The organism is Mesorhizobium sp. L-8-3 (assembly GCF_016756615.1).
GTDB lineage: Bacteria > Pseudomonadota > Alphaproteobacteria > Rhizobiales > Rhizobiaceae.
In genome coordinates, this window is the sequence record NZ_AP023262.1 from 1,014,719 (window position 1) to 1,040,270 (window position 25,552).

The 25,552-nt window shown below is 65.6% G+C and carries 19 protein-coding genes; 8 read left to right on the forward strand and 11 right to left on the reverse strand.

All coding sequences use genetic code 11. The annotated features are described in order from the left end of the window. The first annotated feature begins 14 nt into the window (after window positions 1–14). The 5 genes from JN302_RS04680 (at window position 15) to JN302_RS04700 (ending at window position 4,342) form a co-directional block, all read left to right on the forward strand. A complete protein-coding gene (locus tag JN302_RS04680) occupies window positions 15–1,085 on the forward strand; it encodes an extracellular solute-binding protein (RefSeq protein ID WP_202332072.1) in 1,071 nt (356 codons plus the stop codon). Between the two features lie 4 nt (window positions 1,086–1,089). After that, the gene (locus JN302_RS04685) at window positions 1,090–1,995 is read left to right on the forward strand and encodes an ABC transporter permease (protein WP_244846196.1); all 906 of its coding nucleotides are present in this window, start codon (window positions 1,090–1,092) and stop codon (window positions 1,993–1,995) included. A 1-nt stretch (window position 1,996) separates the two neighbouring features. Then, the gene (locus JN302_RS04690; RefSeq protein ID WP_202332074.1) at window positions 1,997–2,779 is read left to right on the forward strand and encodes an ABC transporter permease; all 783 of its coding nucleotides are present in this window, start codon (window positions 1,997–1,999) and stop codon (window positions 2,777–2,779) included. Window positions 2,780–2,857: 78 nt separating this feature from the next. Beyond that, a complete protein-coding gene (locus tag JN302_RS04695; protein ID WP_202332076.1) occupies window positions 2,858–3,922 on the forward strand; it encodes an ABC transporter ATP-binding protein in 1,065 nt (354 codons plus the stop codon). Window positions 3,923–3,994: 72 nt separating this feature from the next. Then, window positions 3,995–4,342 (forward strand): RidA family protein, encoded by a 348-nt coding sequence (locus JN302_RS04700; RefSeq protein WP_202332078.1) that lies wholly within the window; start codon window positions 3,995–3,997, stop codon window positions 4,340–4,342. A gap of 208 nt (window positions 4,343–4,550) precedes the next feature. On the opposite strand, the gene JN302_RS04705 is transcribed toward JN302_RS04700, so the two are convergent. Then, complete coding sequence (locus tag JN302_RS04705; protein ID WP_342215921.1) at window positions 4,551–10,652, reverse strand: DUF4082 domain-containing protein; 6,102 nt, start codon at window positions 10,650–10,652, stop codon at window positions 4,551–4,553. Between the two features lie 540 nt (window positions 10,653–11,192). Between JN302_RS04705 and JN302_RS39755 the strand changes: the two genes are divergently transcribed. Continuing rightward, on the forward strand, window positions 11,193–11,504 hold the full coding sequence (locus JN302_RS39755) for a hypothetical protein (RefSeq protein ID WP_244743726.1): 312 nt from the start codon (window positions 11,193–11,195) through the stop codon (window positions 11,502–11,504). Window positions 11,505–12,163: 659 nt separating this feature from the next. Here JN302_RS39755 and JN302_RS04710 read toward each other — a convergent pair. Beyond that, the gene (locus JN302_RS04710; RefSeq protein WP_202332082.1) at window positions 12,164–12,625 is read right to left on the reverse strand and encodes a nuclear transport factor 2 family protein; all 462 of its coding nucleotides are present in this window, start codon (window positions 12,623–12,625) and stop codon (window positions 12,164–12,166) included. Between the two features lie 28 nt (window positions 12,626–12,653). Next, a complete protein-coding gene (locus JN302_RS04715) occupies window positions 12,654–14,303 on the reverse strand; it encodes an FAD-dependent oxidoreductase (RefSeq protein WP_202332084.1) in 1,650 nt (549 codons plus the stop codon). Between the two features lie 306 nt (window positions 14,304–14,609). Here JN302_RS04715 and JN302_RS04720 point away from each other — a divergent pair, with 306 nt between their 5' ends. Both JN302_RS04720 and JN302_RS04725 read left to right on the forward strand, forming a co-directional pair. After that, window positions 14,610–15,464 carry a helix-turn-helix domain-containing protein gene (locus JN302_RS04720; protein ID WP_202332086.1) on the forward strand — a complete coding sequence of 285 codons (855 nt, stop codon included), beginning with the start codon at window positions 14,610–14,612 and terminating at the stop codon, window positions 15,462–15,464. Between the two features lie 211 nt (window positions 15,465–15,675). Next, window positions 15,676–16,068 (forward strand): hypothetical protein, encoded by a 393-nt coding sequence (locus JN302_RS04725; RefSeq protein ID WP_202310336.1) that lies wholly within the window; start codon window positions 15,676–15,678, stop codon window positions 16,066–16,068. 79 nt (window positions 16,069–16,147) lie between these two features. On the opposite strand, the gene JN302_RS04730 is transcribed toward JN302_RS04725, so the two are convergent. The 8 genes from JN302_RS04730 to JN302_RS04760 all read right to left on the reverse strand — a co-directional run bounded on the left by JN302_RS04730 (window position 16,148) and on the right by JN302_RS04760 (window position 25,374). Then, window positions 16,148–17,227, reverse strand: a complete 1,080-nt coding sequence (locus JN302_RS04730; RefSeq protein ID WP_202332088.1) for a DUF917 domain-containing protein — start codon at window positions 17,225–17,227, stop codon at window positions 16,148–16,150. A gap of 13 nt (window positions 17,228–17,240) precedes the next feature. Continuing rightward, window positions 17,241–18,344, reverse strand: coding sequence for a DUF917 domain-containing protein (locus JN302_RS04735; protein ID WP_202310338.1), 1,104 nt, complete (start codon window positions 18,342–18,344; stop codon window positions 17,241–17,243). Next, window positions 18,334–19,881 (reverse strand): hydantoinase/oxoprolinase N-terminal domain-containing protein, encoded by a 1,548-nt coding sequence (locus JN302_RS04740; RefSeq protein WP_202332090.1) that lies wholly within the window; start codon window positions 19,879–19,881, stop codon window positions 18,334–18,336. Before JN302_RS04740 ends, JN302_RS04735 begins: the two co-directional genes overlap by 11 nt. 25 nt (window positions 19,882–19,906) lie before the next feature. Further along, the gene (locus tag JN302_RS38860; RefSeq protein ID WP_274609067.1) at window positions 19,907–20,779 is read right to left on the reverse strand and encodes an ATP-binding cassette domain-containing protein; all 873 of its coding nucleotides are present in this window, start codon (window positions 20,777–20,779) and stop codon (window positions 19,907–19,909) included. Then, a complete protein-coding gene (locus JN302_RS38865) occupies window positions 20,776–21,621 on the reverse strand; it encodes an ABC transporter ATP-binding protein (protein ID WP_210382586.1) in 846 nt (281 codons plus the stop codon). The genes JN302_RS38860 and JN302_RS38865 overlap by 4 nt, the downstream gene beginning before the upstream one ends. After that, window positions 21,618–22,496 carry an ABC transporter permease gene (locus JN302_RS04750; protein WP_202310340.1) on the reverse strand — a complete coding sequence of 293 codons (879 nt, stop codon included), beginning with the start codon at window positions 22,494–22,496 and terminating at the stop codon, window positions 21,618–21,620. The genes JN302_RS38865 and JN302_RS04750 overlap by 4 nt, the downstream gene beginning before the upstream one ends. After that, entirely contained in the window at window positions 22,493–23,518 is a 1,026-nt protein-coding gene (locus JN302_RS04755; RefSeq protein WP_202332092.1) for an ABC transporter permease, read from the reverse strand. The genes JN302_RS04750 and JN302_RS04755 overlap by 4 nt, the downstream gene beginning before the upstream one ends. Before the next feature lie 290 nt (window positions 23,519–23,808). After that, a complete protein-coding gene (locus tag JN302_RS04760) occupies window positions 23,809–25,374 on the reverse strand; it encodes an ABC transporter substrate-binding protein (RefSeq protein WP_202332094.1) in 1,566 nt (521 codons plus the stop codon). Between the last annotated feature and the right edge of the window lie 178 nt (window positions 25,375–25,552).

Below are 25,552 nucleotides of genomic sequence, written 5' to 3' on the forward strand. Positions count from 1 at the left end.
ACAGGGAGAGTTCCATGGGTTACGTGCATGACAAGGGGCGCGGCTTCACGCGCCGGCAGTTCATCAAGTCGGCATCGGCCGCGGCGATCGGCGCTGTCGCAATGCCTTACGTTCACCGTGCCTACGCCGAAGAGAAGGTGCTTTATGTCAACACCTGGGGCGGCGGTTGGGAAAAGGCCGCCCGCAAGAACCTGTTCGATCCCTTCACGGCCGAGACGGGGGTCGAAATTCGTACAGTATCGCCGGTTTCATTCGCGAAGCTTGCCGCCCAGGTCCGCACCGGCGTCTACGAATTCGACGTCACCACCCTCGGCGTCGCCGATCTCGGACGTGCCAACAACGCCGAGTTGATCGAGAAGGCGGAGGGCCGTGTCTCGGCGAACGACCTGTTCGAAGGCGGTCTTGTCGCCAACGGTATCGCCTCCCACGCCTTCGGCAACGCCATCGTCTATCGCAAGGACGTCTACCCCAATGGCGGCCCGCAGAACTGGGCCGAGTTCTGGGACCTGCAGAAATTCCCGGGCGACCGGTCGCTCCAGCGCTATGCAGCCCGCGCACTCGGCATTGCGCTGATGGCGGATGGAGTCGCGCCAAAGGACCTTTTCCCCTACGACCTCGATCGCGCCTTCAAGTCGCTCGACAAACTCAAGGAGCATATCGCGATCTGGTGGACCCAGGGCCCGCAGTCGACCCAGATCATCCGCGACGGAGAGGTCGACGCGATCGGCATGTGGCCGGACTATGCCCGGACAGCGATGGACGAAGGCACGCCGGCCGAGATCGTGTGGAACCAGGCGCTCGTCGACACCGCGTTCTGGGTCGTGGCGAAAGGCACCCCGCGATCGCAGGCCGGATGGGATTTCGTGCGTTTCGCCGTGCAACCCGAACGCGTCGCCCACTTTGCCGTCGAAAGCGGATCGGGACCGGTCAATCCCGAAGCGTTCAAGTTCCTGACCGCCGAAGAGGCCGCCAAGGCCGTCACCTCCCCGCTGTACAAGGATCAGGTCGTGTTCTTCGACGTCGAGAAGATCTCGCCGCAGATCGACGAGATACAGCGCCGCTTCGACGAGTGGATCGGCGCGTGATCCCATGAACATGCGCGAGAGAGAATTCACGCCCGCCGTGACGCAAAGAACAACACCCGCACCGGAGCCGGAGCTGCGAAGGCGGCGTTTCGGGCTGTTCTCTCCCGCGCTGCTCTATCTGCCGCCGCTGGTCTTCCTCGGCCTGTTCTTCGTGGTGCCGCTGACGCTCATCGCCTGGATGAGCTTTACCGAGCCGGCACCGGGGTTCGGCAACTATGTGAAGTTCTTCTCCTCGCCCAGGGCGCTCGGCATCCTTGCCGAGACGGTCCTGACCGCGGGCACCGTCACCATCTGCGCACTCTTCGTCGCCTATCCGGTCGCCTATGTGGCGGCGACGCGGAACTCGGCCTTCGGCAACATCCTGCTTCTGATCGTTGCGCTGAGTTTCTGGACGAACTTCCTCGTGCGCACCTATGCCTGGATGGTGATCTTCAGCAACAATGGTCCGGCCCAGGCGGCACTCGCGGCCTTCGGCTGGAACCCGCCGCCGCGCCTGCTCTACACCTCCTTCGCGTCGACGCTCGCCATGACCCAGATGCTGACGCCGCTCATGGTGTTCATGCTCTACGCCGTCATGCGCCGCATCGATGGGGCCTATCTCCAGGCCGCCGGGAGCCTGGGCGCCACGCCCGCGCGTGCCTTCCTCACCGTCTTCCTGCCGCTCAGCGCCCCCGGCATCATCAACGGCGTGACGCTGGTCTTCATCACCTGCATGGGCTTCTACGTCACGCCGATCCTGATCGGCAGCCCGCGCGACATGATGATCTCCGGGCTCATAGCCGAGCAGATGGAGCAGTTCCTCGATTTCGGCGGAGCATCGGCTTCCTCGATGATCCTGCTCGTCTTCACCCTCGTGCTCTTCAGCGTCTACAACGCCTTCTTCGACATCGAGAAGATCTGGAGGCGATAGCATGTTTGCCCGCGCCCTCGCCTTCCTGACCGCCAACTTCCTGTTCTGGCCGACACTGATCGTGGTGCCGATGTCGTTCAGTTCGGCACCCTCGCTGCAGTTCCCGCCGCCGGGCTTCTGGATCGGCTACTACAGAGCGTTCTTTTCCGAGCCGAACTGGACCGGACCGCTGATGAACAGCCTGATCACTGCGTCCTGCACGACGCTGCTGACGCTGCTTATCGCCACCCCGGCCGCCTTCGCGCTGGTCAGGCTGGAGTTCTTCGGCAAGCGGGCGTTCCGCTTGCTCCTCTTGATGCCCCTGCTGGTGCCGCACATCGTGCTGGCCTTCGCCTACTATATGTTCTTCGGCGAGATCGGCCTCGTGCAGACCTATGCCGGCGTGGTCCTCGCCCATGTCTCTATCACCATCCCGATCGCGACGCTCATCCTGACCGCGGCGCTGCAGAGCTTCGACGCCAATCTGGAGCGCGCCGCCGCCTCGCTCGGGTCCGATCCGCTGACCACATTCCGGACGGTGACGCTTCCGGTGATGCGGCCGGCTTTCCTCGTCGCGGCCTTCTTCACCTTCATCAACTCCTTCGACGAGTCCGTGATCGCGCTGTTCATCTCCGGCCGCGACACGGCGACGCTGCCCCGGCAGATGTTCAACAGCTTCTCCATGGACGCCGATCCCGTGATCGCGGCCGCCTCGTCGATCCTCTTCGCCCTGGTCCTTGCCGGCGTCGGCATGGCCGCGGCCGCGCGGCTCGTCCGCGCCAGGCTGGCGCCCGCCGGCGCCTAGAGCGTGCCCTTCGTTTCACGCAGTTCCTGACCCGAGACCGCTGCGCACCTTGATGGAATTGCTCCAGGGAGATCTCCCATGAACGACAATATCCTCGCCATCGCCAATGCCCGGAAGTCCTACGACGGACGCACCAATGTGGTCGAGATTCCTTCCCTCGACATCAGGCGCGGAGAATTCGTCTCCTTCCTCGGCCCGTCGGGCTCCGGCAAGACGACGACGCTGATGATGATCGCCGGGTTCCAGGCACCGACCCAAGGTTCGATCCTGCTGAACGGCCGCTCGCTCGTCGATGTGCCGCCCTACAAGCGCAACATCGGCGTGGTGTTCCAGAACTACGCGCTCTTCCCGCATCTGACCGTGGCGGAGAATGTGCGCTATCCGCTCAGGATGCGCGGCGAGACGAAAGAGCGGTCCCGCAGCCGGATCGCCCACGCCCTCGAACTGGTCGGGCTAACCGGCATGTCCGACCGCTACCCCCGCCAGCTTTCGGGAGGCCAGCAGCAGCGCGTCGCGCTGGCCCGCACGCTCGTCTTCGAGCCAGACCTGATCCTGCTCGACGAGCCGCTCGGCGCGCTCGACAAGAATCTGCGCGAGCACATGCAGGTGGAGCTGCGGCGCATCCATCGCGAACTCGGCGTCACCATGATCTATGTCACGCACGACCAGACCGAAGCCATGACGATGTCGGACCGGATCGCCGTGTTCAACAGGGGCAAGATCGAGCAGATCGGCGCTCCGGAGGACGTCTATTACCGGCCGGCGACGCCCTTCGTCGCCTCCTTCGTGGGTGACAGCAACATCTTCGAGGGCCGGATGTCGGAAGGCGGCGCCGTCTCGGTCGCCGGACTCGGCGATGTCGACACCGGCCGCCACGACCTGCCGGCCGGTCGCGCGGTGAGCGTGATGATGCGGCCCGAGATCTTCAAGCTGCGCCCGCAAGCCAGGGCCGCAGCGGGTGCGAACGAGCGCGAGATGGTGATCCGGGATTCGGTCAACTACGGAGAAAGCCGGCTCATCATCGCCCAATCCGGCCCGCTGTCGATCCGCACACGCGTGCTAGGTGTCGACGCGACGCATATCGCGGCGGGCGACAATTGCGTCGTCGCCTGGGATCCGAAGCACGTTCACGTGCTGGCCTGACACGGGCGATCGGGCCGAACCACCACGGCTTGCGGGCGCGATGTCAGGCCGCCAGACACATGAGGGAAAGCAATGGATATCCGCCGGATCAAGCCGAGCGAACGGTCGAGCGCTGCAGTGACTTACAGAAACATGGTCTTCCTCGCCGGACAGGTGGGCGCGCCGGGCGAAAGCGTGACGGCGCAGACCAGGGCGGTTCTCGCCAGGATCGATGCTCTCCTGGCGGAGGCCGGCACCGACAAGTCGCGTCTGCTTCAGGCCACCATATGGCTGGCCGACATCGGCGACTTCGAGGAAATGAACGCGGTCTGGAACGCCTGGGTGGTTCCGGGCCAGCCGCCGGCGCGCGCGACCAGTGAAGCACGCCTGGCGACTTCGGACTACAAGGTCGAGATCATCGTGACCGCGGCCGCCGGATAAGCCGCGGCGGGCGGCACGATGTTTGAGGACAGTGCGGCGGCAGACCGACGGCTGGCGTTTGCGCCCGCCTACGACAGTCCGCTGAATGATCCGTGCACCAACGCCCTTCAATACTGAAGGCGCGACGGGCCGCGCCAGCGGTTCCGCACTTGCAGGCCAGACGCCGGAGCGGTCCTGGCGAAGCCCATAGGCGGAAATCGCCGAAGGTTCAGGCGACGAGTTGCGGCTGGAAGACCACATCGGCCCAGTAGTTTGCGGAAGCGAAAGTGTTCGTCGGGAACAGGCCCGTCGTGGCGGATCCGCCATAGGCGTAGACGCCGTTTCCGCCGGCGCTCGCGCTCGACGGTGCTGTCAGCGGTCCGTTCGTGACGGCACCGGTGAAATAGTTGTCCGTCGCCACATAGGTGCCGGTCGTGTGGTAGGACGCGACATAGATGGTGTTGGCGGCGATCGAGACGGGCGTCGCCAGGGCGACGGTCTGCCAGCCGCTTGCCGCGGTGTTGGTGAAGGTGGCGCTGGCGAGCCTTGTGCCGGTCGCCGTCCACAGGTCGAGGACGTTCTGGCCGGCGTCACCGGGGCTGCGGTAGAATTTCAGGGCCGTGATCTCGCCGGCAACATTCGACTGGAACTTGACGCCGACCTCGAGTTGCGGACCGTCGTTGAGGTTGGTCTGGGCCGGCGTGTCGGATGCGCTGAACAGGCTGTAGGTCGTCGGGGCCGTCGACACCGCGATGTCGAAGGTCTCGGTGGCGGCGAGGCTGCCGAGATCGGTCGCCGTCACCCGTATGCCGAGCGTGCCGACATCGGCCGCCGTCGGCGTGCCGCTGAAGGTTCGCGTCGCGGCGTTGAAACTCAGCCAGGCGGGAAGTGCTGCGCCGCTGGTGGTGCTGGCCGCATAAGTGAGCGTGTCGCCGCTGTCGACATCGGCGAAGGTATTGGCCGGCAGCACCAGCGAGTAGGCGGTGCCGACGGCGGCATTCTGATTGGCGGTCTGGACGGCAAGCACCGGCGCGTCGTTGGCGCCGTGGATGGTGACGGTGAGCGTCGCCGTGGCGGTGGCGCCGGCGGTGTCCCGCATCGTGTAGCTGAAGACGTCGGTGAGCGTGTCGGTCGACTGCCGCAGCGCCTGCACGGCGGCAGAGTTCTCGTTGACGGTGTAGGTGTAGGCACCGGACGCATTGAGCACGAGGCTGCCATGGGCGCCATTGAGCGCCGTGCCGAGCGTGCCGTTGGTCGAACCGAAGCTGACCGCGGTGACGGTCTTTGTGTCGCCGGCATCCGGATCGGTGTCGTTGGCGAGCACGTTGCCGGTGGCCGGCGCGCCGCCCGAGCCGTTGGCGACGCCGCCCTTTTCGGTGGCGTCCCCCGCGTCGGCAACCGCCGTCGGCGCCGTGTTCGGCGTCGTCGATATGGTGATGTTGAAGGTCTCGGTGGCGGCGAGGCTGCCGAGATCGGTCGCCGTCACCCGTATGCCGAGCGTGCCGACATCGGCCGCCGTCGGCGTGCCGCTGAAGGTTCGCGTCGCGGCGTTGAAACTCAGCCAGGCGGGAAGTGCCGCGCCGCTGGTGGTGCTGGCCGCATAAGCGAGCGTGTCGCCGCTGTCGGCATCGGTGAAGGTATTGGCCGGCAGCACCAGCGAGTAGGCGGTGCCGACGGCGGCATTCTGATTGGCGGTCTGGACGGCAAGCACCGGCGCGTCGTTGGCGCCGTGGATGGTGACGGTGAGCGTCGCCGTGGCGGTGGCGCCGGCGGTGTCCCGCATCGTGTAGCTGAAGACGTCGGTGAGCGTGTCGGTCGACTGCCGCAGCGCCTGCACGGCGGCAGAGTTCTCGTTGACGGTGTAGGTGTAGGCACCGGACGCATTGAGCACGAGGCTGCCATGGGCGCCATTGAGCGCCGTGCCCAGCGTGCCGTTGGTCGAACCGAAGCTGACCGCGGTGACGGTCTTGGTGTCGCCGGCATCCGGATCGGTGTCGTTGGCGAGCACGTTGCCGGTGGCGGGCGCGCCGCCCGAGCCGTTGGCGACGCCGCCCTTCTCGGTGGCGTCCCCCGTGTCGGCAACCGCCGTCGGCACCGTGTTCGGCGCCGTTGCCCTAAAGACCACGTCGGCCCAGTAGTTGGAGGCCTTGAAGGTCCTGTTCGGGAAGATGCCGGTGGTGCTGCTGCCACCGTAGCGGTAGACACCGTTGCCACTCGCAGGTGCCGTCAGCGGACCACTCGTCACGGCGCTGGTGAAGTAATTGGTCGTCGACGCGTAGGTCCCGGTCGTGTGGTAGGACGCGACATAGATGGTGTTGGCGGCGATCGAGACGGGCGTCGCCAGGGCGACGGTCTGCCAGCCGCTTGCCGCGGTGTTGGTGAAGGTGGCGCTGGCGAGCCTTGTGCCGGTCGCCGTCCACAGGTCGAGGACGTTCTGGCCGGCATCATCGGGGCTGCGGTAGAATTTCAGGGCCGTGATCTCGCCGGCAACATTCGACTGGAACTTGACACCGACCTCGATCTGCCGTGCGTCGTTGAGGTTGGTCTGGGCCGGCGTGTCGGATGCGCTGAACAGGCTGTAGGTCGTCGGGGCCGTCGACACCGCGATGTCGAAGGTCTCGGTGGCGGCGAGGCTGCCGAGATCGGTCGCCGTCACCCGTATGCCGAGCGTGCCGACATCGGCCGCCGTCGGCGTGCCGCTGAAGGTTCGCGTCGCGGCGTTGAAACTCAGCCAGGCGGGAAGTGCCGCGCCACTGGTGGTGCTGGCCGCATAAGTGAGCGTGTCGCCGCTGTCGACATCGGCGAAGGTATTGGCCGGCAGCACCAGCGAGTAGGCGGTGCCGACGGCGGCATTCTGATTGGCGGTCTGGACGGCAAGCACCGGCGCGTCGTTGGCGCCGTGGATGGTGACGGTGAGCGTCGCCGTGGCGGTGGCGCCGGCGGTGTCCCGCATCGTGTAGCTGAAGACGTCGGTGAGCGTGTCGGTCGACTGCCGCAGCGCCTGCACGGCGGCAGAGTTCTCGTTGACGGTGTAGGTGTAGGCACCGGACGCATTGAGCACGAGGCTGCCATGGGCGCCATTGAGCGCCGTGCCGAGCGTGCCGTTGGTCGAACCGAAGCTGACCGCGGTGACGGTCTTTGTGTCGCCGGCATCCGGATCGGTGTCGTTGGCGAGCACGTTGCCGGTGGCCGGCGCGCCGCCCGAGCCGTTGGCGACGCCGCCCTTTTCGGTGGCGTCCCCCGCGTCGGCAACCGCCGTCGGCGCCGTGTTCGGCGTCGTCGATATGGTGATGTTGAAGGTCTCGGTGGCGGCGAGGCTGCCGAGATCGGTCGCCGTCACCCGTATGCCGAGCGTGCCGACATCGGCCGCCGTCGGCGTGCCGCTGAAGGTTCGCGTCGCGGCGTTGAAACTCAGCCAGGCGGGAAGTGCCGCGCCGCTGGTGGTGCTGGCCGCATAAGCGAGCGTGTCGCCGCTGTCGGCATCGGTGAAGGTATTGGCCGGCAGCACCAGCGAGTAGGCGGTGCCGACGGCGGCATTCTGATTGGCGGTCTGGACGGCAAGCACCGGCGCGTCGTTGGCGCCGTGGATGGTGACGGTGAGCGTCGCCGTGGCGGTGGCGCCGGCGGTGTCCCGCATCGTGTAGCTGAAGACGTCGGTGAGCGTGTCGGTCGACTGCCGCAGCGCCTGCACGGCGGCAGAGTTCTCGTTGACGGTGTAGGTGTAGGCACCGGACGCATTGAGCACGAGGCTGCCATGGGCGCCATTGAGCGCCGTGCCGAGCGTGCCGTTGGTCGAACCGAAGCTGACCGCGGTGACGGTCTTTGTGTCGCCGGCATCCGGATCGGTGTCGTTGGCGAGCACGTTGCCGGTGGCCGGCGCGCCGCCCGAGCCGTTGGCGACGCCGCCCTTCTCGGTGGCGTCCCCCGTGTCGGCAACCGCCGTCGGCACCGTGTTGCCCGGCGACGAACTGGGGTCGAAAATCACGTCCACCCAATAGTTCGTCGCCTGGAACGTGCTGGTCGGGAACAGGCTGCTGCTGCCATAGGCGTAGACGCCGTTGCCGGTCGCGGGCGCCGTCAGCGGGCCGCTGGTAACATCTGCGGTGAAGTAGTTGGCAGTCGTGGAGTAGCGACCGACGTTGGTGTGGTAGGAGGCAGTGTAGGTGGCGCCCGGAGTCAACGTCACAGGGCTGGAAAAGGTCGCGCTCTGCCAGCCACTGGCAGTTTCGTTGGTAAATGTCAGGGTCGCCAGCCGCGCGCCGGTGCTGGACCACAGCGAGCCGGTATGGGTGCCGGTATTCTGGCTGCCCTTATAGAAGCGGATACCACTGACGGTGCCGGCCACTGACGTGCGGAATCTGACGCCGAGCTCGACCGCGGAAGCGTCGTTGGTGCTCACGACCGCAGGCGTCGCCGATCCGAACAGCGAGACATAGCTCGGTCCGCTGACCGTGATCGTGCGCCCAGTGGAAGGCGTTTCCAGGTTGACGCTGTCATCGACGGCGCGGGAACGAACCGTATAGGTGCCGGCAAGCTGCGGCGTCCACGTATACGTCCAATTCTCGTCGCCGGTTGCCGGATGCCAGCTTGCGCCGTTGTCGGTCGAGAACTCGACGCTGGCGATCACCCCCCCGATATCCGATGCGGTTCCGGAAATCGTTACAGTGCTTCCTGCGACAACGCTCGTGGGCGCCGTGAAAAGGGAGGTCGGGGCGGTCTGGTCGGTCGAACCGGTTGCGGCGACAAGCCCGGCCTGCAGCGTCCCCGGCTGTATGCCCATATCGGCAAGCAGATTGACCATTGCCTGCTGCACGCGCGCATCGGTGGGTGTCGGCTGAAGGTCGTGATTGTCGCTCAGGCCCCATGCCCAGTAGACGGTTCCAGCACCGAAGACCAATGCGCCGCTCGGAGCACGATAGAGCGTCAGATTATGGGTCGAGACGCCGCTGCCGGTCGTATTTCCGTAGTCGAGCAGATAAGTGCTTACCGGAATCGTCGTCGACGACAACTTTATCAGGCCGGCGGGATCAAAACCATTGTCGGGCGCTTCGTCCCACTCGTAGCCGAGATAGTTCTTCGTCAGCGTTGCCGTCTGACCGGGTTGCAGATTGGCAACGCTCGTGTCCCGCCAAAACCGCAGGTTGGCGTCATCGTAGGGAATCGTGATCGCCTGGAGATTGGAACCGACGTCATCGACCTGGAACATCGTCCCCGTCAGCGAGTTCTCCGGATTCCCTCCGCCGATCGCCGGCGGGCTGAGGCGTGGATCGCGAAAAGTCCCGGTCCACTCGCTGGAAGGATCGATACTGGCGCTGGGCGACCATGTCTCCTTGTAGCAGATCAGCGTGCGATAGGGCGTGCCGTCCGCGCTGATTGCGTTGCCCCAGCGGGTGCGCCAGTAGACTTCATTGCCGCTCCAGAACTGCAGGTTGACACCGGCATCGCGGGCTGCCTCGACATTGGTGCGTTGCTGACCGGACCAATACTCGTCATGGCCGACGTCGAGATACATCCTGTGATTCAGGAGCAGGCTGCCATAACGGTCAACGTCGACCCCCGACATGTAGGAGACGTCATAGCCGTTCTGCTCGAGCCAGTAGATCGCCGCATATTCGACGCCGAAAAGATAGTCCTGCGGGCCGGCATAGGTGCCGACTCCGCCGCGCGTCGCGATGGGCCGGTTGTAGCTGACCGCATAGGCGCGCCCCGCCCCCTGACCCGTCGCCGGACCGTTGCCGCCGTAGAAATTTGCCCCGCCCCAACCGTTATACGCCTGCCACGTTGTATCCGCAGTCTGGAAGACGATGTCGCTGTGGCTGCTGTCGTCCCGGACGATGAACGGGATGTGGTTCTGGCCGGCAGTTCCGTCCTGGCGCACGAGCTTGGCGATGTAGACGCCGGAGACAGCATCGGCGGGCACGGCCCATGACGCCGATACGGCCCAATTGCCGGCGTCCACCGTGCCGGTGGCGGCGTTGTACAAAGGCGCGGGCTGGTTCTGCAGTCCCGTGCGCTGAATCGTGGCGACCTTTCGCGCCCCCATGCCGCCATAGTAGCCGAGCCGATAGATGTCGATCCGATAGTTGTTGGAATTGGTGTCGATCTTGAAGCTGATCGTCTGGCCGCGATCGACGCTTATGTCGGTGGCGAAGCCCTCGATGTTCGAGTCGCCCGCGCCGACAATGCCCCACTCGCTTTCCGGATTGCCGGGCTTCTGGTTCTCGAGAACGATCGGATTGTTCGTGGCCGCGGCAAGATCCTGCGAGGTGGTCCTGGAGACAACCGCCCCTGTGGTGACCGAGCCGGACAGGATACCGATCTGGCCCGTCATCGTTCCGGTGCCGGTCTCCCCGCCTCCGGGCAACTGATTGCTCCACCCCTCCAAGGGCACTACGTTGCGCGATGATAGCGGATCGCTTATCGAGGCTCCGAAGAGAGCAGGACCGCTCGGCACATAGTCCGCTCCATCATACAGCCTCGTTCCCGGCAGTTGGCCGTCCGCCTGGAGAACGCTGCCGGCGGGCTGATCGAGCAGCCGTGTCGGGCAATTGATGTAGCCGCAACCCCCGCAACAGATGGCGTTGGAAATGGCAGCCGGCACAAATCCCACAAATGATTCGGCAATATCGGCAGTCAGCCTGGCCGAAGGAGCCGTCGCGTGGATGACCGTGCCGCTTGAAGTGGTCGATAAAGGTGCCAGGGGCGCTTCTGGCTCCGACGCCGCTGGGGCAGGACTTTGAAAGAGGTGAGAGGGATCGACGTTGATGCCCTCACCGGCTGCAGGCCGCGGCGAGCCGATCCCGAACGAGCCAGCACTTGGTAGCACTGTGCCGAGTGCCCGCGCGGCAGCGCCCGCCAATGACCAGGACGCATGAACGACGTCGGCCTGGCCGTGAGCCCCGGAATTGAGCCAGCCGCGTTGCCTGCGCAGGTGCCCATGGTCGATCGCCGGATCGACCATGACGCCGTGCTCGTTCACAACTTGCACAGCCGGATCAGGCTGCGGGTAGCCTTCGCGCCTATGCGTGGCCTTACGCGACGTCGTTTTGCCGCCAGCGGCCAGCCACCTCAGAACCGACGAGCCGAGGGCAACGGAACGGAAATCCCAAGAACGATCATCACCCTGCATGCGATGACCTTTGCGGAACTACTTGGAGTTGCGCGGCAAGGTCAACAAAACTGACCTCTCAGTGATGTTCATGCCACACAGTACAAGTATAGCTGATATGGCAACAAATATACCGTAGCTACTTCGAGCAGGATCAAACGGTCGATCCAGGGCACCTGTCACGCGGCACGTTGGAGTCGATGCCGACATGCGGGCAACGCATGAAAACGCAATGGTCGTGACAAGCAGCGAATCGCACGACTGTACCTTGCCGTGTGCGGGTTCCGGGCGAAAGACTGGATTCAGACTGGACGCAAGCAACCGCTGTTTCAGCAGGCCTTATCGGGCATCCGACACCGTTCACGTGCCCTGTATCCTGCTGCGGCACATTGAAGAGAGCCTCCCGCGTGCCAGTGCCGACCGGGTATTCCTTCCGAAGCCATCACTCAGTTGTGCCGCCTGAATGCCGAGTCGGATGGACGACAAGACCGGGGTCCTGCGCCCAGAGCGACGGTCGCATCGATGGAATCGGTGCTGCCGCTCTGACCGCTTGTTTGGGCGTCGGCGTCAGAATTCCCGGAGCGGCCAGGTTGGCTGCCGCTCCCGGCGGAATTTCGGGGAATGCGGCCGGCTCGCTTCCGGGATAGAACGCGGTGAAGTGCGCCTGGCACGTCCGGCCACAAGGCCGAAATCTCGTCGCCGCGGCGGATGACGGCCGCCGCGGCGAGCAAGAGCTACTTGCCGAGCCAGGGATAACGTTCGGTGTCTTTCCCGGCATAGTCGGGATCGAGATAGATGAAGCAGCGCTGGATCTTCCAGTCGCGGATCTCGAAGACGTCACACCAGCGCCCCGCCTGCCATTCCGGCAGGCCTGCCCGCCACGGACCGTCCTGGTGCTCGCCATGGCTGGTGCCCTCGCAGACGACGAGGTCCCTGCCGGAGAAGATCCAGTTGAAATGCGAATAGTGGTGGGTGATCGACTTCAGCGTGCCGCCGACGTCGCCGAACATCCTGCCGATCTCGTCCCTGCCGTTGGCGAGGCCCCATTTCGGGAAGTAGACCTGCGCGTCCTCGGCGAAGAGCTCGAGGATCGACCCACCGGTCGAGGTCACCCCGCCATTGTCGAATGCCTTGAGATATTCGAGCGCGACGGATTTGCGCTGCTCGTCGGTCATGGTCTGCGTGCTGAGTGCCATGGTTGCTTCCTCCCGGTAGAACACTCTCTCAATGCCTGCTTTCGGCATTCGCGGCATTGGCCGCGAGATAAGCGAAGGCGAGGATCGGCCCCAGCGTCGCGCCGCCCGCCCAATAGGCCCTGGCCGATGCCGAGGCGACGCAATTGCCGACGCCATAGAGGCCGGCGATCGGCGTGCCGGTATGGTCGAGCACCTGGCCGTCGGGGCTGGTGACGGGGCCGCCCTTGGTGTCGAGATTGCCGCCGGTGAGCAGCGCCGCGTAATAGGGCCCCTCGCCGGCGATCGGATACATGGTCGGATTGGGCGCCGCCGGGCTTTCGGCGGCCGGGCCGTTGAAGAGCAGCTCGACCTGGCGTTCGCCGCGACGGAAATCGAGGTCCCTTCCTTCCCTGGCAAAGCCGTTGAAACGCTCGATCGTGGCGGCGAGGTTCTTCTCGAAATTCCCGGAGAGCGCCAGGCCGCCGATGCGGCCGGCATGTTTCTCCAGGCGTGCGCGGATATTCCGAGACAGTTCCGCCAGGGTCGCGCCCTTGATGACATGGCGGTCGTCGGCGCCCTCGGGCACGATGAAGCGGCCATACTCGTCGCTGGCCGAATGCTCCTGGCTGCGCCGGTCCCAGATCGCCGCCAGAACCAGGTTCGGATATTCCGATCTGGCCGGATCCCAGGCGAAGAAGGCCTGCGCGGATTCGTTGTAGGCGAGCTTCTCGTTGGTGACGCGCTTCCCGTTCCGGTCGACATAGATCATCGAATCGCCCGAAGGCGAGAAGGTGCCGATCAGCGCGGGATCGTCGGCCAGCGCCTTCTCCAGCACGATCGGACACATCCAGGCATAGTTCATGTTGCGCAGTTCGGCCCCGGCGGCCGAACCGATATGGACGAAATCGCCCTCGTTGCTGCGCGCCGCGCAGCCGCCGAAGACGGGCACGCTGAGGAAGTTCTTGCGCAGCGCCACATCGTGGGTGAAGCCGCCCGAGGCGAAGATGACGGCTTTCGCCGCCCTGAAGGCAATTGTCCTGCCGTCGGCCGTGTCGGCCTCGATGCCGACCACTCTGCCGTCGTCATCAAGGACCGTGCGCTGGACGCGGTGCCCGGTGCGGATGTCGACGCCGTCGGCCCGCGCCCGGTCGCTCATCGTGCGTACCGCGACCTCGCCGCCGTCGGACATGCTCTCGCGCGCGCCCTTGGGCAGGAGCACGCGGCCCTTGGGCGCCTTGTCTTCGGGCAGCTCGGCCCAATAGTCCGGCACGAAATCGCAGTGGCGATACTCCAGCGCGCCCTTTTTCGCGAGCAGTTCCGTGGCCGGCGAGGCATTGTCGTAGATCGCGGCGTAGGAATCATATTCCCATTGACTCATGCCCAGCGTCGGATGGTCGGGATCATAGGCCTCCGGACGCGACAGCCGCGCCATGTAGCGCAGGCAGTCCTCCTTGCGGTCCTCGATGCCGACCTCCCGCATATGCTTGTTGTTCGGCACCCAGTACCAGAAGGCGGCCTTCCTGGTGGTTCCGCCGAGTTCGTCGGCCTTCTCCAGGAGCACCACGCTGTTGCCGTGCCAGCGGCTGAACAGGGCCGAGGCGAGCCCGCCGGCGCCGCCGCCGACAACGACGATATCGGCCTCGACATCGAAGCTCCGGCGCCTGGCGGGAGCGGCGGATTTCCTTGAAATGGACGGCATGGCCTTTCCTCCTGCGGCATGGCGGGAGGTCCAGACCTCCCTTCGAAACACCGCATCGCTCGATCCGACCGGATCCTCTCCCGGCGATGCTGCGGCCACCCTGCCCGTTCGCAAAGCGCACGTCTTTCAAATCCCTGCCCTTTACAGATTCCTGTAGCGGAATGATCGGAGGCTGCAGGGTTCGGAACGAGACTATTGTAGCACACGCCGTAATCTGCGACCATCGCGTCGCGGGCAACCGGCTGGAGGAAGCCACCCGTTCGCAAGGCGAACAGATAAGATTTGCCGGTCCAGGGAGGACAGAGATTGGCTGCGGCTATCGGACGGGCGCGAGATGTCCGCTATGGCGGGCTGGAGCAGTTTCCGATCAGGGGCGGTGTCGGCGGCATCGATTACTGCATTGCCGGGTCACGTCCCTACGCGCTCGAATTCATGAACGGCGTCGACGTGATCTGCCTTCTGCTCGGTGACGTTGTTTCCACGACACGGTTCGAAGATGACGCCGAGGAGCCGCTGGTCTTCCGGGGCGAGACGGCGGCGTTCCATCCGCGGCGCGGCCGGGTTCGCGTCGCCGCGAGCCATGTCAGGCACGGCTTCATCGCCTTCAGCTATTCGGATGAATTCCAGACCGACGTCTGCGATGTCAGGCTGAGCGAGGCGCGTAGGGCCGGCAGCACGAACAATATCGGGGGCGGCTCGATACGACACCTGGCGCGTTATGCGCGGGAGCGCATGCGCGGCGAACGCTCCCTCGACCCGCTCGAACTGCAATATCTCGGCGGGCTCGTCTATCTGGAAACCATGAACGGGCTGCAGGCCGTCCGCCCGGCAAGGCGGGCCGGCCTGTCGGACGGCGAGTTCCGCCGCATCGCCGACTTCGTCGAAGCAGGGCTCGACGGCGATATCAGCTGCGCGCGCATCGCCAGGGCAGTCGACCTGCCGCTACGCGTGGTGTTCGACGGAATGAAGGTGCGAACCGGCCTGTCGCCCTACCAGTTCGTGCTGGCGCGGCGGATCGACAAAGCGTGCGAGCTTCTTGCCCGTTCCGGCCTGCCGATCGCCGAGATCGCACTCGCCTGCGGCTTCGCCTCGCAACAGCATCTCACCGCGACGCTGTCGCGCAAACTCGGCAGCACGCCGCGGCGGCTGCGGGACAGATGAGGCGGGCGATCTCAATCGCCGGCGCCGCCCCTCCGGCCCGGTAGATAGCCGCGCATCCAATTGGACGCACACAGGTCGCTCCAACACTTTGACCCACGCTACGTGCCTTCGCGCCGACAGGCGTGAGCCACGCAGTCGCGCGCTCCGACGGCCGATACTATCGACCATCGATATGATATGATCCCCGTCGCGCAAAACCTGGGAGGAGGAGATGCATCCGCACTTGTCCGCTTTCGGGTCCGATGCTCTGGTACTCGCCGGTGTCCTGATCGCAACCAGCGTCGCCACAGCCGAGCCTGTCGTCTTCCATACGGCGCATTTTTCGGATGACGTCGTCATCAGCCTCAGCCTGGTCGGCGACAGCCAGTCCGCCGACCGCGACTATGATTTCGACGTACTGATCGGCCTCACCACGATCAGCCCCGATGGCCGGATCATCTATGCCGACCCGAGCAGGCACCCTGCGCGCGTGAGATGCGGCGCTCCCGCCAAGATCCTCGTCGGGGGCATCGAATACCCGGTCGGCGAGACGATGAAGGGCACCCAGCAGGAAAACTGGAAGCGGGATCTCTGGCATACCGTCTGCAAGACGCTTGTTTCGTGAGCGATACGATGCGGGTTCGTCCCTCCCCATGCTTCGAGCGGCGGGAGGGAAGATCCATTCGCCCCATGCTCCAATCACCTCACGCCGCGAAGGGCGTGTAGTCCACGTCGTAGCCGAAGTAGCGCGGACCGACGAGGGCAATGCCCTCCGGCGTCAGCCATTGCGGATTGCTGGGGAAGGCCAGCGCCTTCAGCCTGAGGCCGTAGCGTAGCGCATCCGCGGTGACCGGATTGCCGCTTTCGGCTTCGAGCAGCGTGATCAGGTCGGGTGTCGTCACCAGGATCTTGCCGTCGCGTTCGGCCATCAGGAACTCGTTCTGGAAGTCGAGCTTGAAGCTGTGGCCCTTCCATTCGTCGACGCCGTCGAAGCGCGCGGTGCCGCGGGCGAAGCCGCCGACAGTGCGGCGATCGATGTCCTTGGCGCGGCCGTGGAAGATGACCTTGGCGCCGAGCATTCCGACGATGGCGTCGACCGGATCGCCATGAGCGTGGCGGGTGTCACGCAGTGCGCGGCCAAGCTCTGCGCAGAGCGACAGGGTGCCGCGCACCACAGCCTTCTTCGCCACCGCACCGCTCATCGAATAGAAGGCGAGCAATGCGGAGCCCCCCATCTCGACGGTGGCGGCGCGCGCAAGGCGCTCTGTCCAGGCATTCCTCACCGTGTCGAGAACAAGTGAATTGCCCTTGTCGTCGCACAACACCATCGGGGTCGCGGAGACCCCGTGTAGGGTGAAGGTGACCATCTGCAGCTCGGGATAGGCGCGCCCCATGCCGTCGCCGTCGACCAGCGGCAGGCCGCTGGCGGCTGCCACCACGAAAGGAGTCGTGGAGTTCACGCCGCCGGCCTCGCCGCACAGCACCGCGTCGATCTTGCGGCCGAGAAGCTGCTCGAGCTGGCGGAAGGCGTTCATCAGTTCGTCGCCTTGCGGCAGCTTCTCCGTCATGACGGTCGGCGCGCCCATCATGCAGACGGGCACGACGAGCGCGTCGTCGGGCAGCTCGGCGACATCGACCAGTTTGACCGGCCCATGCTTCCTGATGGCCTGCTGCGCCATCAGCTTGCCGACATAGGGATCGCCGCCGCCGCCGGTGCCGAGGATGGCGCCGCCGGTCGCGATGTCCTCAAGATCGTCGGCATGGATCGTCCGAAGGATTTTCATCGTCTTGGTCCTTTCACGCGGCGATCGGGCCGGCCGCGAGCGGTCTGAACGTCAGGTCGGGATAACCGAAGGCTTTGGGGCCGACGATCTCCAGCGCCTTGGGCGTCTTCATCAAATCATGCACGGGAAGGCCGATGACGGCGATGCGCTGGCCGTAACGCAGGATCTCCGTGGTGATCGGCTCGCCCGTCTCGAGTTCGAGATTGACGATCAGGTCGGGCACCATGATCACCGGCTCGCCGTCGATCCACAGGACGAGGTTCTCGTTCTGGATGGCGATGCGTGCCTCCGAGCCCGCCCAGGCATCGATCCCCGCGAGGTGCGCATGTCCGCGCGCGAAACCGCCGGTGAGTTCGCGCCTGACATCGGTGACCTTGCCGGTGAAGAACAATTTGGCGCCCGTCGTCGCGACCACGCGCTCCACCACGTTCTGCCGTTTGGCGCGGGCGTCGAGCACGGTCTGGCCGATCCGGAGCGCCTGGGTGACGGTGTCGGGCACGGCGGTGCGGCGCACGAACTCCATCGACATCGGCGCGATGGCGAGCCCGGCTCCGGCGCCCATGCCGACGGATACGTCGCGGGCGAAACGTTCGAGCCAGAACATGTCGACCATGTCGCGGAACACCACGACATTGCCCTTGTCGTCGGCGATTGCCGCCGGCGCGGCCTTGGCGCCGTAGATGAAGAAGGTGGTCATCTGGACTTCGGGAAAGGCGCGGCCCATGCCGTCGCCGTCGACCACGGGCAGGCCGGCCATGGCCGCCGCGATGATCGGCTCCAGCGAGTTGGCGCCGCCGATCTCGGCCGAGATCAGGGCCGACATCTTCACCCCCGCGGCCTCCTCCACCGCGCGCATGGCGCGGTAGCACTCGCCGCCCTCCTCGACCTTCTCGACGCCGACGACGGGCGCGCCGATGCCGCCGACCTCGCCGATCCAGGCATCGTCCGGCAGCGCATCGAGCGGAACGACCCGGACCTCGGCGCCCTTGCGCATCAACTCGCGCGTGCGCAGCATTCCGATATAGGGATTGCCGCCCCCGCCGGTGCCGAGAAGTGCTGCGCCGATCGACAGCGGCAGGAGATCGGCTTCCTTCAGCAGATAGCCCTTAGCCGACATGGAGCTCTCCGACGGCTTTGATGCGCACGCGCGTCGCATTCCCGGGCAGATAGGCGAGCGGCACGTCCTCGACGTCGACAATCTCGATGCTGTCGCGCAGGGCTCCGGCCGCCACGGCCGCATCGACCGCGCGCTGCTTGGCGTCGGCGAGCGCCTGCTCGCGGCCGATCTCGGCCAGCGCATAGACGCGGTCGACCTCGCCGGAGACCTGCGCGATCGCAGCACCCACCGCATTGGCGACCGCGAAGTGGTGGGGCTTGATCACCTCCAGGCCGCCGATCGGACCGTCGACCAGGATCGAGCCGCCGCCGACCACGATGACGGGAAGCGGCTCGGGCGACAGGCGCGAGCGCTCGACGCAATCCTCCAGCATCTCCATGATCCTTGTCTGGGTGCGCGCGATCAGGTCGGGCGAGAGATGGGCGACCTTGGACCGGTCGCCGAAGTCGGCCCGGCCGGCAGCCGCCATGACATCGGATGTCGTCAGCGTCGAGCCGCCGAAGATCAGGGCATCGGTGACAAGCCGGTAACCGACCGAGGTCGGGCCGACCTTGATGCCGTGCTCGGTCTCGACCACATGCGAGCCGCCTCCCAAGCCGACCGAGAAGACGTCGGGCATGCGGAAATTGGTGCGCACGCCGCCGACTTCGACGGCGACCGTCGCCTGCCGCGGAAACCCCTTGTGCAGCGAGCCGACGTCGGAGGTGGTGCCCCCGATGTCGACCACGATCGCTTCGGAGACACCCGACAGGAAGGCGGCGCCGCGCATCGAATTGGTCGGACCTGAAGCGAAGGTCAGCACCGGGAATTTTTCGGCGAAAGCGGCATCCATCAGCGTGCCGTCGTTCTGGGTGAGATAGAAGCGGCCCTTGATGCCGGTCTCGGCGATGGCCTTGCGGAAGGCCTCGATCACATGGGCCGACAGGTCGCGCAGGCAGGCGTTCATGATCGCCGCGTTCTCGCGCTCCAGCAGCCCGATACGACCGATCTCGCTGGACAGCGTGATATGCGCGTCCGGCAGCGCCTTGGCGAAGATCGCACCCGCCTGCTTCTCGAACTCGCCGCTGACCGGGGAGAAGACCGAGGTGATGGCGATCGAGTTGATTCCCCTGGCCGTGATCTCGGCAACGATGCCGAGCAGCTCCTTCTCGTCGAGCGGCGAGATGACACGGCCGTCGAATTCATTGCCGCCATGGGCGAGCCAGGCATGGTTGCCGATCGCCTGCTTCAGGTCCTCCGGCCAGTCGACCATCGGCGGCAACGAGGCCGTTGCCGGCAGGCCGAGGCGGACCGCGGCGGTCGGGGCAAGATCGCGGCGCTGCACGACAGCATTGGTGAAATGGGTGGTGCCGATCATGACCACGTCGACGACGCCGGCCTTCATGCCTGAAGCGTCGAGCACGGCCTTCAGCGCATTGACCACGCCGCTCATGACGTCGGCCGTCGTGGCGGACTTGACGCCCGCAATCACGCGCGGACCGTCCATGATGACGGCATCCGTATTGGTGCCGCCGACGTCGATACCTATCCTGATCATCTGGTCTGAACCTCGCTTTAGATTTCTAGCCGCCCTGCGCCTTGCGCAGGGCGAGCAGCTTTTCGGCTGTCGGGATCTCTCCGTCGATCAGCTCGATCTTCGGGCGCATCGCCTCCTCCTCCGCCGAGATGACGGGGACCGAGGCGAGGAGGAGCCGGGTGTAATCGTGCCGGGGATTGTCGAAGACGGCGGCGGTGTCGCCGGTCTCGACGATCTCGCCGAGATAGAGGATCCCGACCTTCTTCGCGAAATTGCGCATCAGGCTGAGATCGTGGGAGATGAACAGGAAGGTGAGGTCGAGCTGGCGGCCGAGATCGACCAGGAGGTCGATGACCTTCGCCTGCACGGAGACGTCGAGCGCCGAGGTCGGCTCGTCGAGCACGACCAGCTTCGGCGCCACCGCGAGCGCCCGGGCTATCGCCACGCGCTGCTTCTGGCCGCCCGACAGCTCGTGCGGGAAACGCTGCGCGAAATCGGCCGGAAGCTGCACCATCTCGAGCAGCTCGGAAATGCGCCGGCGACGATCGGAACGCGGATGGCCGTGTGCCTCTAGCGGCACCCCGATCGACTGTCCGACCGTGCGGCGCGGATTGAGCGAGGAGCCGGGGTTCTGGAACACCATCTGCACCTTGCGGCCATGCTCGCGCGTGCCGCCGGTGCCGATGATGTTTTCGCCGTCGAGGAAGATGTCGCCGCTGTCGGGGCGGGTGAGGCCCATGATCGTGCGGGCGATGGTGGATTTGCCCGAGCCGCTCTCGCCGGCGAGACCGTAGACCTCGCCGCGCTCGATCGAGAAGGACACATGATCGACGGCCTTCACCTCGCCGGCCATGCGGCCGAAGACGTTGCGCACCGGAAAGCTCTTGCAGAGGTCGACCACGTCGAGCATCGGCTTCATGCGACGCCCTCCGGCCGACCGAAGCGCGTGCCGCCGGTGAGGCGCGGCACGGCATCGATCAGCGCCCGCGTATAGTCGTTCCTGGGTGCTGCGAAGAGCTCTGCGGTCGCGCTCGCCTCGACCACGACCCCCTTGTTCATGACATAGACATAGTCCGACGTCTCGCGGACCACGCCGAGATTGTGGGTGATCATCAACAGCGCCAGGCCGCGCGCCTCGACGAGATCCTTGAGCAGCTTCAGAATCTGCGCCTGGGTGGTGACGTCGAGCGCGGTGCCGGGCTCGTCGGCGATCAGGAGCCTCGGCTCGCTGAGCAGCGCCATGGCGATCAGCACGCGCTGCCGCATGCCGCCCGACAGCATGATCGGATAGGACCGCGTCACCCTTTCGGGATCACGCATGCGCACCTGGCCGAGCACCTCATGGACGCGATCCATCCGCTCGCGCCGGCCGCGGCTGCGGCCGAGACGCCGGTCGGCATATTTGAGGATCGTGCCCATCTGGTCGCCGATGGTGAAGACCGGATTGAGCGAGCTCATTGGATCCTGGAAGATCATCGACATGGCCGTGCCGCGCAGGGCCGTGCGCTCGCGCGCAGGCATCTTGAGCAGGTCGCGGCCATCGAAGACGATCTCCCCGCCCGATATGGTCGCCGGGGGATGGCGCAGCAGCCCCATGATCGCCTTCATGGTGACGGTCTTGCCGGAGCCGCTCTCGCCGACCAGCGCGATATGGCTGTGCGCCGGCACGTCGAGCGAGACGCCCTTCAGAACCCGGCTGGTCTGGCCGTAGGTGGTGAACTCCACCGAGAGGTCGCGAACGCTGAGCAGGGCCTCGCTCATCGCACGTCCTCCACGTCGAAGAGGTCGCGCAGCCCGTCGCCGAGCAGGTTGAATCCCAGCGCCACGAACAGGATGGCGCAGCCCGGCAGAACGGATTCCCACCAATAGTCCGGCAGGAAGGCAGCACCCGAGGCAACCATCGTGCCGAGGTCGGGCGTCGGCGGCTGGATGCCGAGGCCGAGGAAGGAGAGCGAGGCGCCGACCAGGATGACGAAGCCGGCGTCGAGCGATGTCTTGACGGCGAGCGCGGAAACGCAGTTGGGCAGGATCTCGCGGAACAATATGTGGAACTTGCTGGCGCCCAGCGTCTCGGCCGCCTCGACGAATTCCTGGGTGCGCAGCTGCCGCGTGATCGAATAGATGAGCCGCGTGTGCCAGGTCCACCAGAGCGCGGCGATGGCGAGCATGGCATTGACGAGGTCGGGCGAAAGCACCGCGGCGACAGCCAGCGCCATCACCAGCGGCGGGATGGCCAGCGAAATGTCTGTGATGCGCATGATGACGATCTCGACCCAGCCGCCGAAATAGCCGGCGAGCAGGCCGAGCACGGTGCCGACCGGAACGGCGGTGCCCAGCACGACGAGCGCGAGCAGGAGCGACACGCGCATGCCGAAGGCGACCCGGGTGAAGATGTCGCGGCCGACATTGTCGGTGCCGAACCAGTATTCGGCCGAGGGCGGCAGATGACGGGCGCGGAAATTGACGGCGGCGCCGACATGCTCCGGATAGGGCGTGATCAGCGGCGCGAAGATCGCGGCCAGCACGCAGATGACGACGATGGTCGCGCCGATCACCGCGGTCGGGTTGCGCGAGAAGCGGTACCAGTTCTGATAGGCGTTGGAGAGGCGGCGCGGGGCCTGTGCGATATCGGTCATCCGCGCCGCCCCCTGATGCGGACGCGCGGGTCGACGAAGCCGACGAGCACGTCGATGACCAGATTGACCATCACGAAGAACACGCCAGACACCATGACCACGCCCATCACGGCATTGAGGTCCTTCTGCAGGATGGTGCGGATGCCGTAGGCGGCCATTCCGGGCCAGGCGAAGACCAGCTCGACGACGAAGGCATTGCCGATCAGCGACGCGAATTCAAGGCCGAGGATGGTGAGCGGCGGCACGAAGCTCGGCCGCAGCATGTATTTGAACACGCGCAGCGGCTCGGGCACGCCGAAGGCCCGGCTCGCTTCGATATAGTCCTGGCTGGCGACGTCGATCATCGAGGAGCGGGTGATGCGGGCGATCTGCCCCATGGTGGCCGCAGCGAGCGCGATCGACGGCAGGAGCAGGTAGCGCAGCGCTTCCAGGAAGACGTCGAAGCGGCCGCGCAGCAGGGAATCGATGGTCAGCAGGCCGGTGATGTCGGCCGAGAACACCATATTCGGCGGCAGCCGGCCGGTGGTCGGCAGGATGTGCAGCACATAGCCGGCGAGGATCTGGAGGAGCAGCGCCAGGAAGAAGCTTGGCGTCACCGCGCTGAAGATGGCGATGAGGCGCACGACATTGTCCGGCCATCGGTCCTTCCAGCGCGCCGCCGCCACGCCCAAAGGGACGCCGAAGACGAAGGCGATCGTGATTGTGGCGAGCACCAGTTCGAAGGTCGCCGCGAATGTGTCGCGTATGTCGTCGTTGACGGGCCGTTCGGTGAGCAGCGAGCGGCCGAGGTCGCCCTTGGCCAGGCCGCCGATGAACATGCCGTATTGCTCGACAAGCGGCCGGTCGAGACCCAATGTCTGCTGAAGGGCCGCGACCTGCTCCTGGGTGGCTCGCGGGCCGAGCGCCAGGCGGGCCGGATCGCCGGGGATGGCGCGGGCGATCACGAAGATGACGACCGACAGGCCGGCCAGCACCAGAAGCGACCAGAGCACGCGCCGAATGAGGAAGAGAAGGAATTCCAACGATCCAGCTTTCGATTGCGTCAGCGTCGGGCTGTCTCGCGGTCGGGATCGAGTTCAAATCCCGAGGTCGGCGCGAGATACCCCTCATCCGACCGCGCTTCGCGCGGCCACCTTCTCCCACAAGGGGAGAAGGGGACACTGCGGCAACGCTTCCGCCAGTCGTCGACGTTGGTGACTTGCACAGCCGGCGAAGCCAAGCTCCCCCTTCTCCCCTTTTGGGAGAAGGGGGCCGCGCGCAAGCGCGGTCGGATGAGCGGTACTGGCCGTCCGGCGCCCGTTCCGCTCATCAGTTACTTGCAGGTCCAGCTGTAGCGCGTGAAGTCGTAGTCGAAGGACTGCATCGGCACGGCCTTGAAGCCGGTCAGGCACTTGTCCATCGCATGCTGCACGGTCTGGGTGAGCAGGAAGACGTCGGGCTGGATCTCGACCAGCTTGTGCTGGAGGTCGCGATAGATCTCGGCCTGCTTCTTGACGTCGCCTGTTCCGCGGGCGTCGTCGATCAGCTTGTCGATGTCGGGGTTCTGCAGCCATTCCATCGACATCCAGGTGCCGGCGGCCTTGGAATGGTATTGCGAGAAGAACATCGAATCCGGCGACGGATAGGTCGGGCCGTAGAAGATCTGGCTGACCGCCGGCGTGGTCTCCACCTTGGTGGCGAGCTCGGTAATGCGGTTCCAGGGATCGGACTGCTGGGTGACCTGGAAGCCGATCTGCTCGAGATTGGCCTGCATCAGGAGGCTGATCTCCTCCTCGAACTTGGTGCCGGCGACATAGCCCAGCGTGATCGGGATCGGCGCGCCGGCATATTTCGACTTGGCAACCTCCGCCTTGGCGGCCTCGAGGTCGTAGGTGGGCTCGGGGATGTCGTCGGCGTGGAAGTCGGCGAAGGCTTTCGGCAGCGGCGTCGACAGCACGCCGCCCGGGAAGATCACCTCGCGGACGGTCGCGTAGTCGGTGGCGAGCGCGATGGCGCGGCGGATGTGGACGTCGTCTGTCGGCGCGACCTTGGTGTTGAGCTTCAGATAGAAGGCCGTGGAGGTGTCCTCCGCGACGAGGTTGAAACGGCCCATGTCGACCAGCGCCTTGTAGGTCTCCGGCGACTGGTACTGGCTGGTCATGGTCAGTTCGCCCGATGCCGCCAGCGAGCGCACGGTCGCCTCGTCATTGGTGACGATCCAGCGTACCTCGTCGATGGGGCCTTCCGCGAAGCCCTTGTAGTAGTCCTTGTTGCGCACGATGGTCATCTGCGCGCCGCGATCCCAGCTCTTCAACGAATAGGCGCCGGCGCCGGCGACATTGGTCGCGAGCCAGGCCTGGCCGTCGTCGGAGCCTTCATGCGGCTTCACAGCTTTCTCGTTAAGGATGAGGATGGCGGGTACCGTGGTCAGGAACGGCGAGAAGGTTTTCGAAAGGGTGAACTTGACCGTGCCGACATCCACGGCCGTCACCGAGCCGGGTTTCAACACGTCCGCGAACAGGTTGGCCGGCCCCTGATTGATGCGCAGCAGGCGCTCCACCGTATAGACCACGTCGCTCGCCTGGACGGGCGAGCCGTCGGCGAACTTCGCGTCTGCGCGCAGCTTGAAGGCCACTTCCCTGGCGTCGTCGGAAACCGTCCAGCTCTCGGCGAGTTCCGGGATCAGATTGCCCTTCTCGTCTACGCTGACCAGTCCGTCATAGAGGTTCACCGCCGCCATATAGTCGGTGTAGTCGGAGATCTTGGCCGGATCGATGGTACCGAAGATCTGCACGGTGTTCATCGTCACCACGGTTTCGGCCGCTGCCGGCATCACGCCTGCGGCCCCCAGCATCAGGGCCGCCGTGGCGGTGGAAGTCAAATAGCCTCGTCTGATCATTGTCCGGTTCCCCTGTTGCACTCGGTTTCTTCTGTGTGCGGACTTGGCATCGCCCGCATCAGGGAGGAAAGGCCCCAACCTTCGACATCGAGGATGCCGGCCGGTCTTGCTTCTGTACGTCGGCAATTTCGTGCGGGCATCCTGTCGGTCCGGCAAGACCTCCCGATCCGGCCGGACT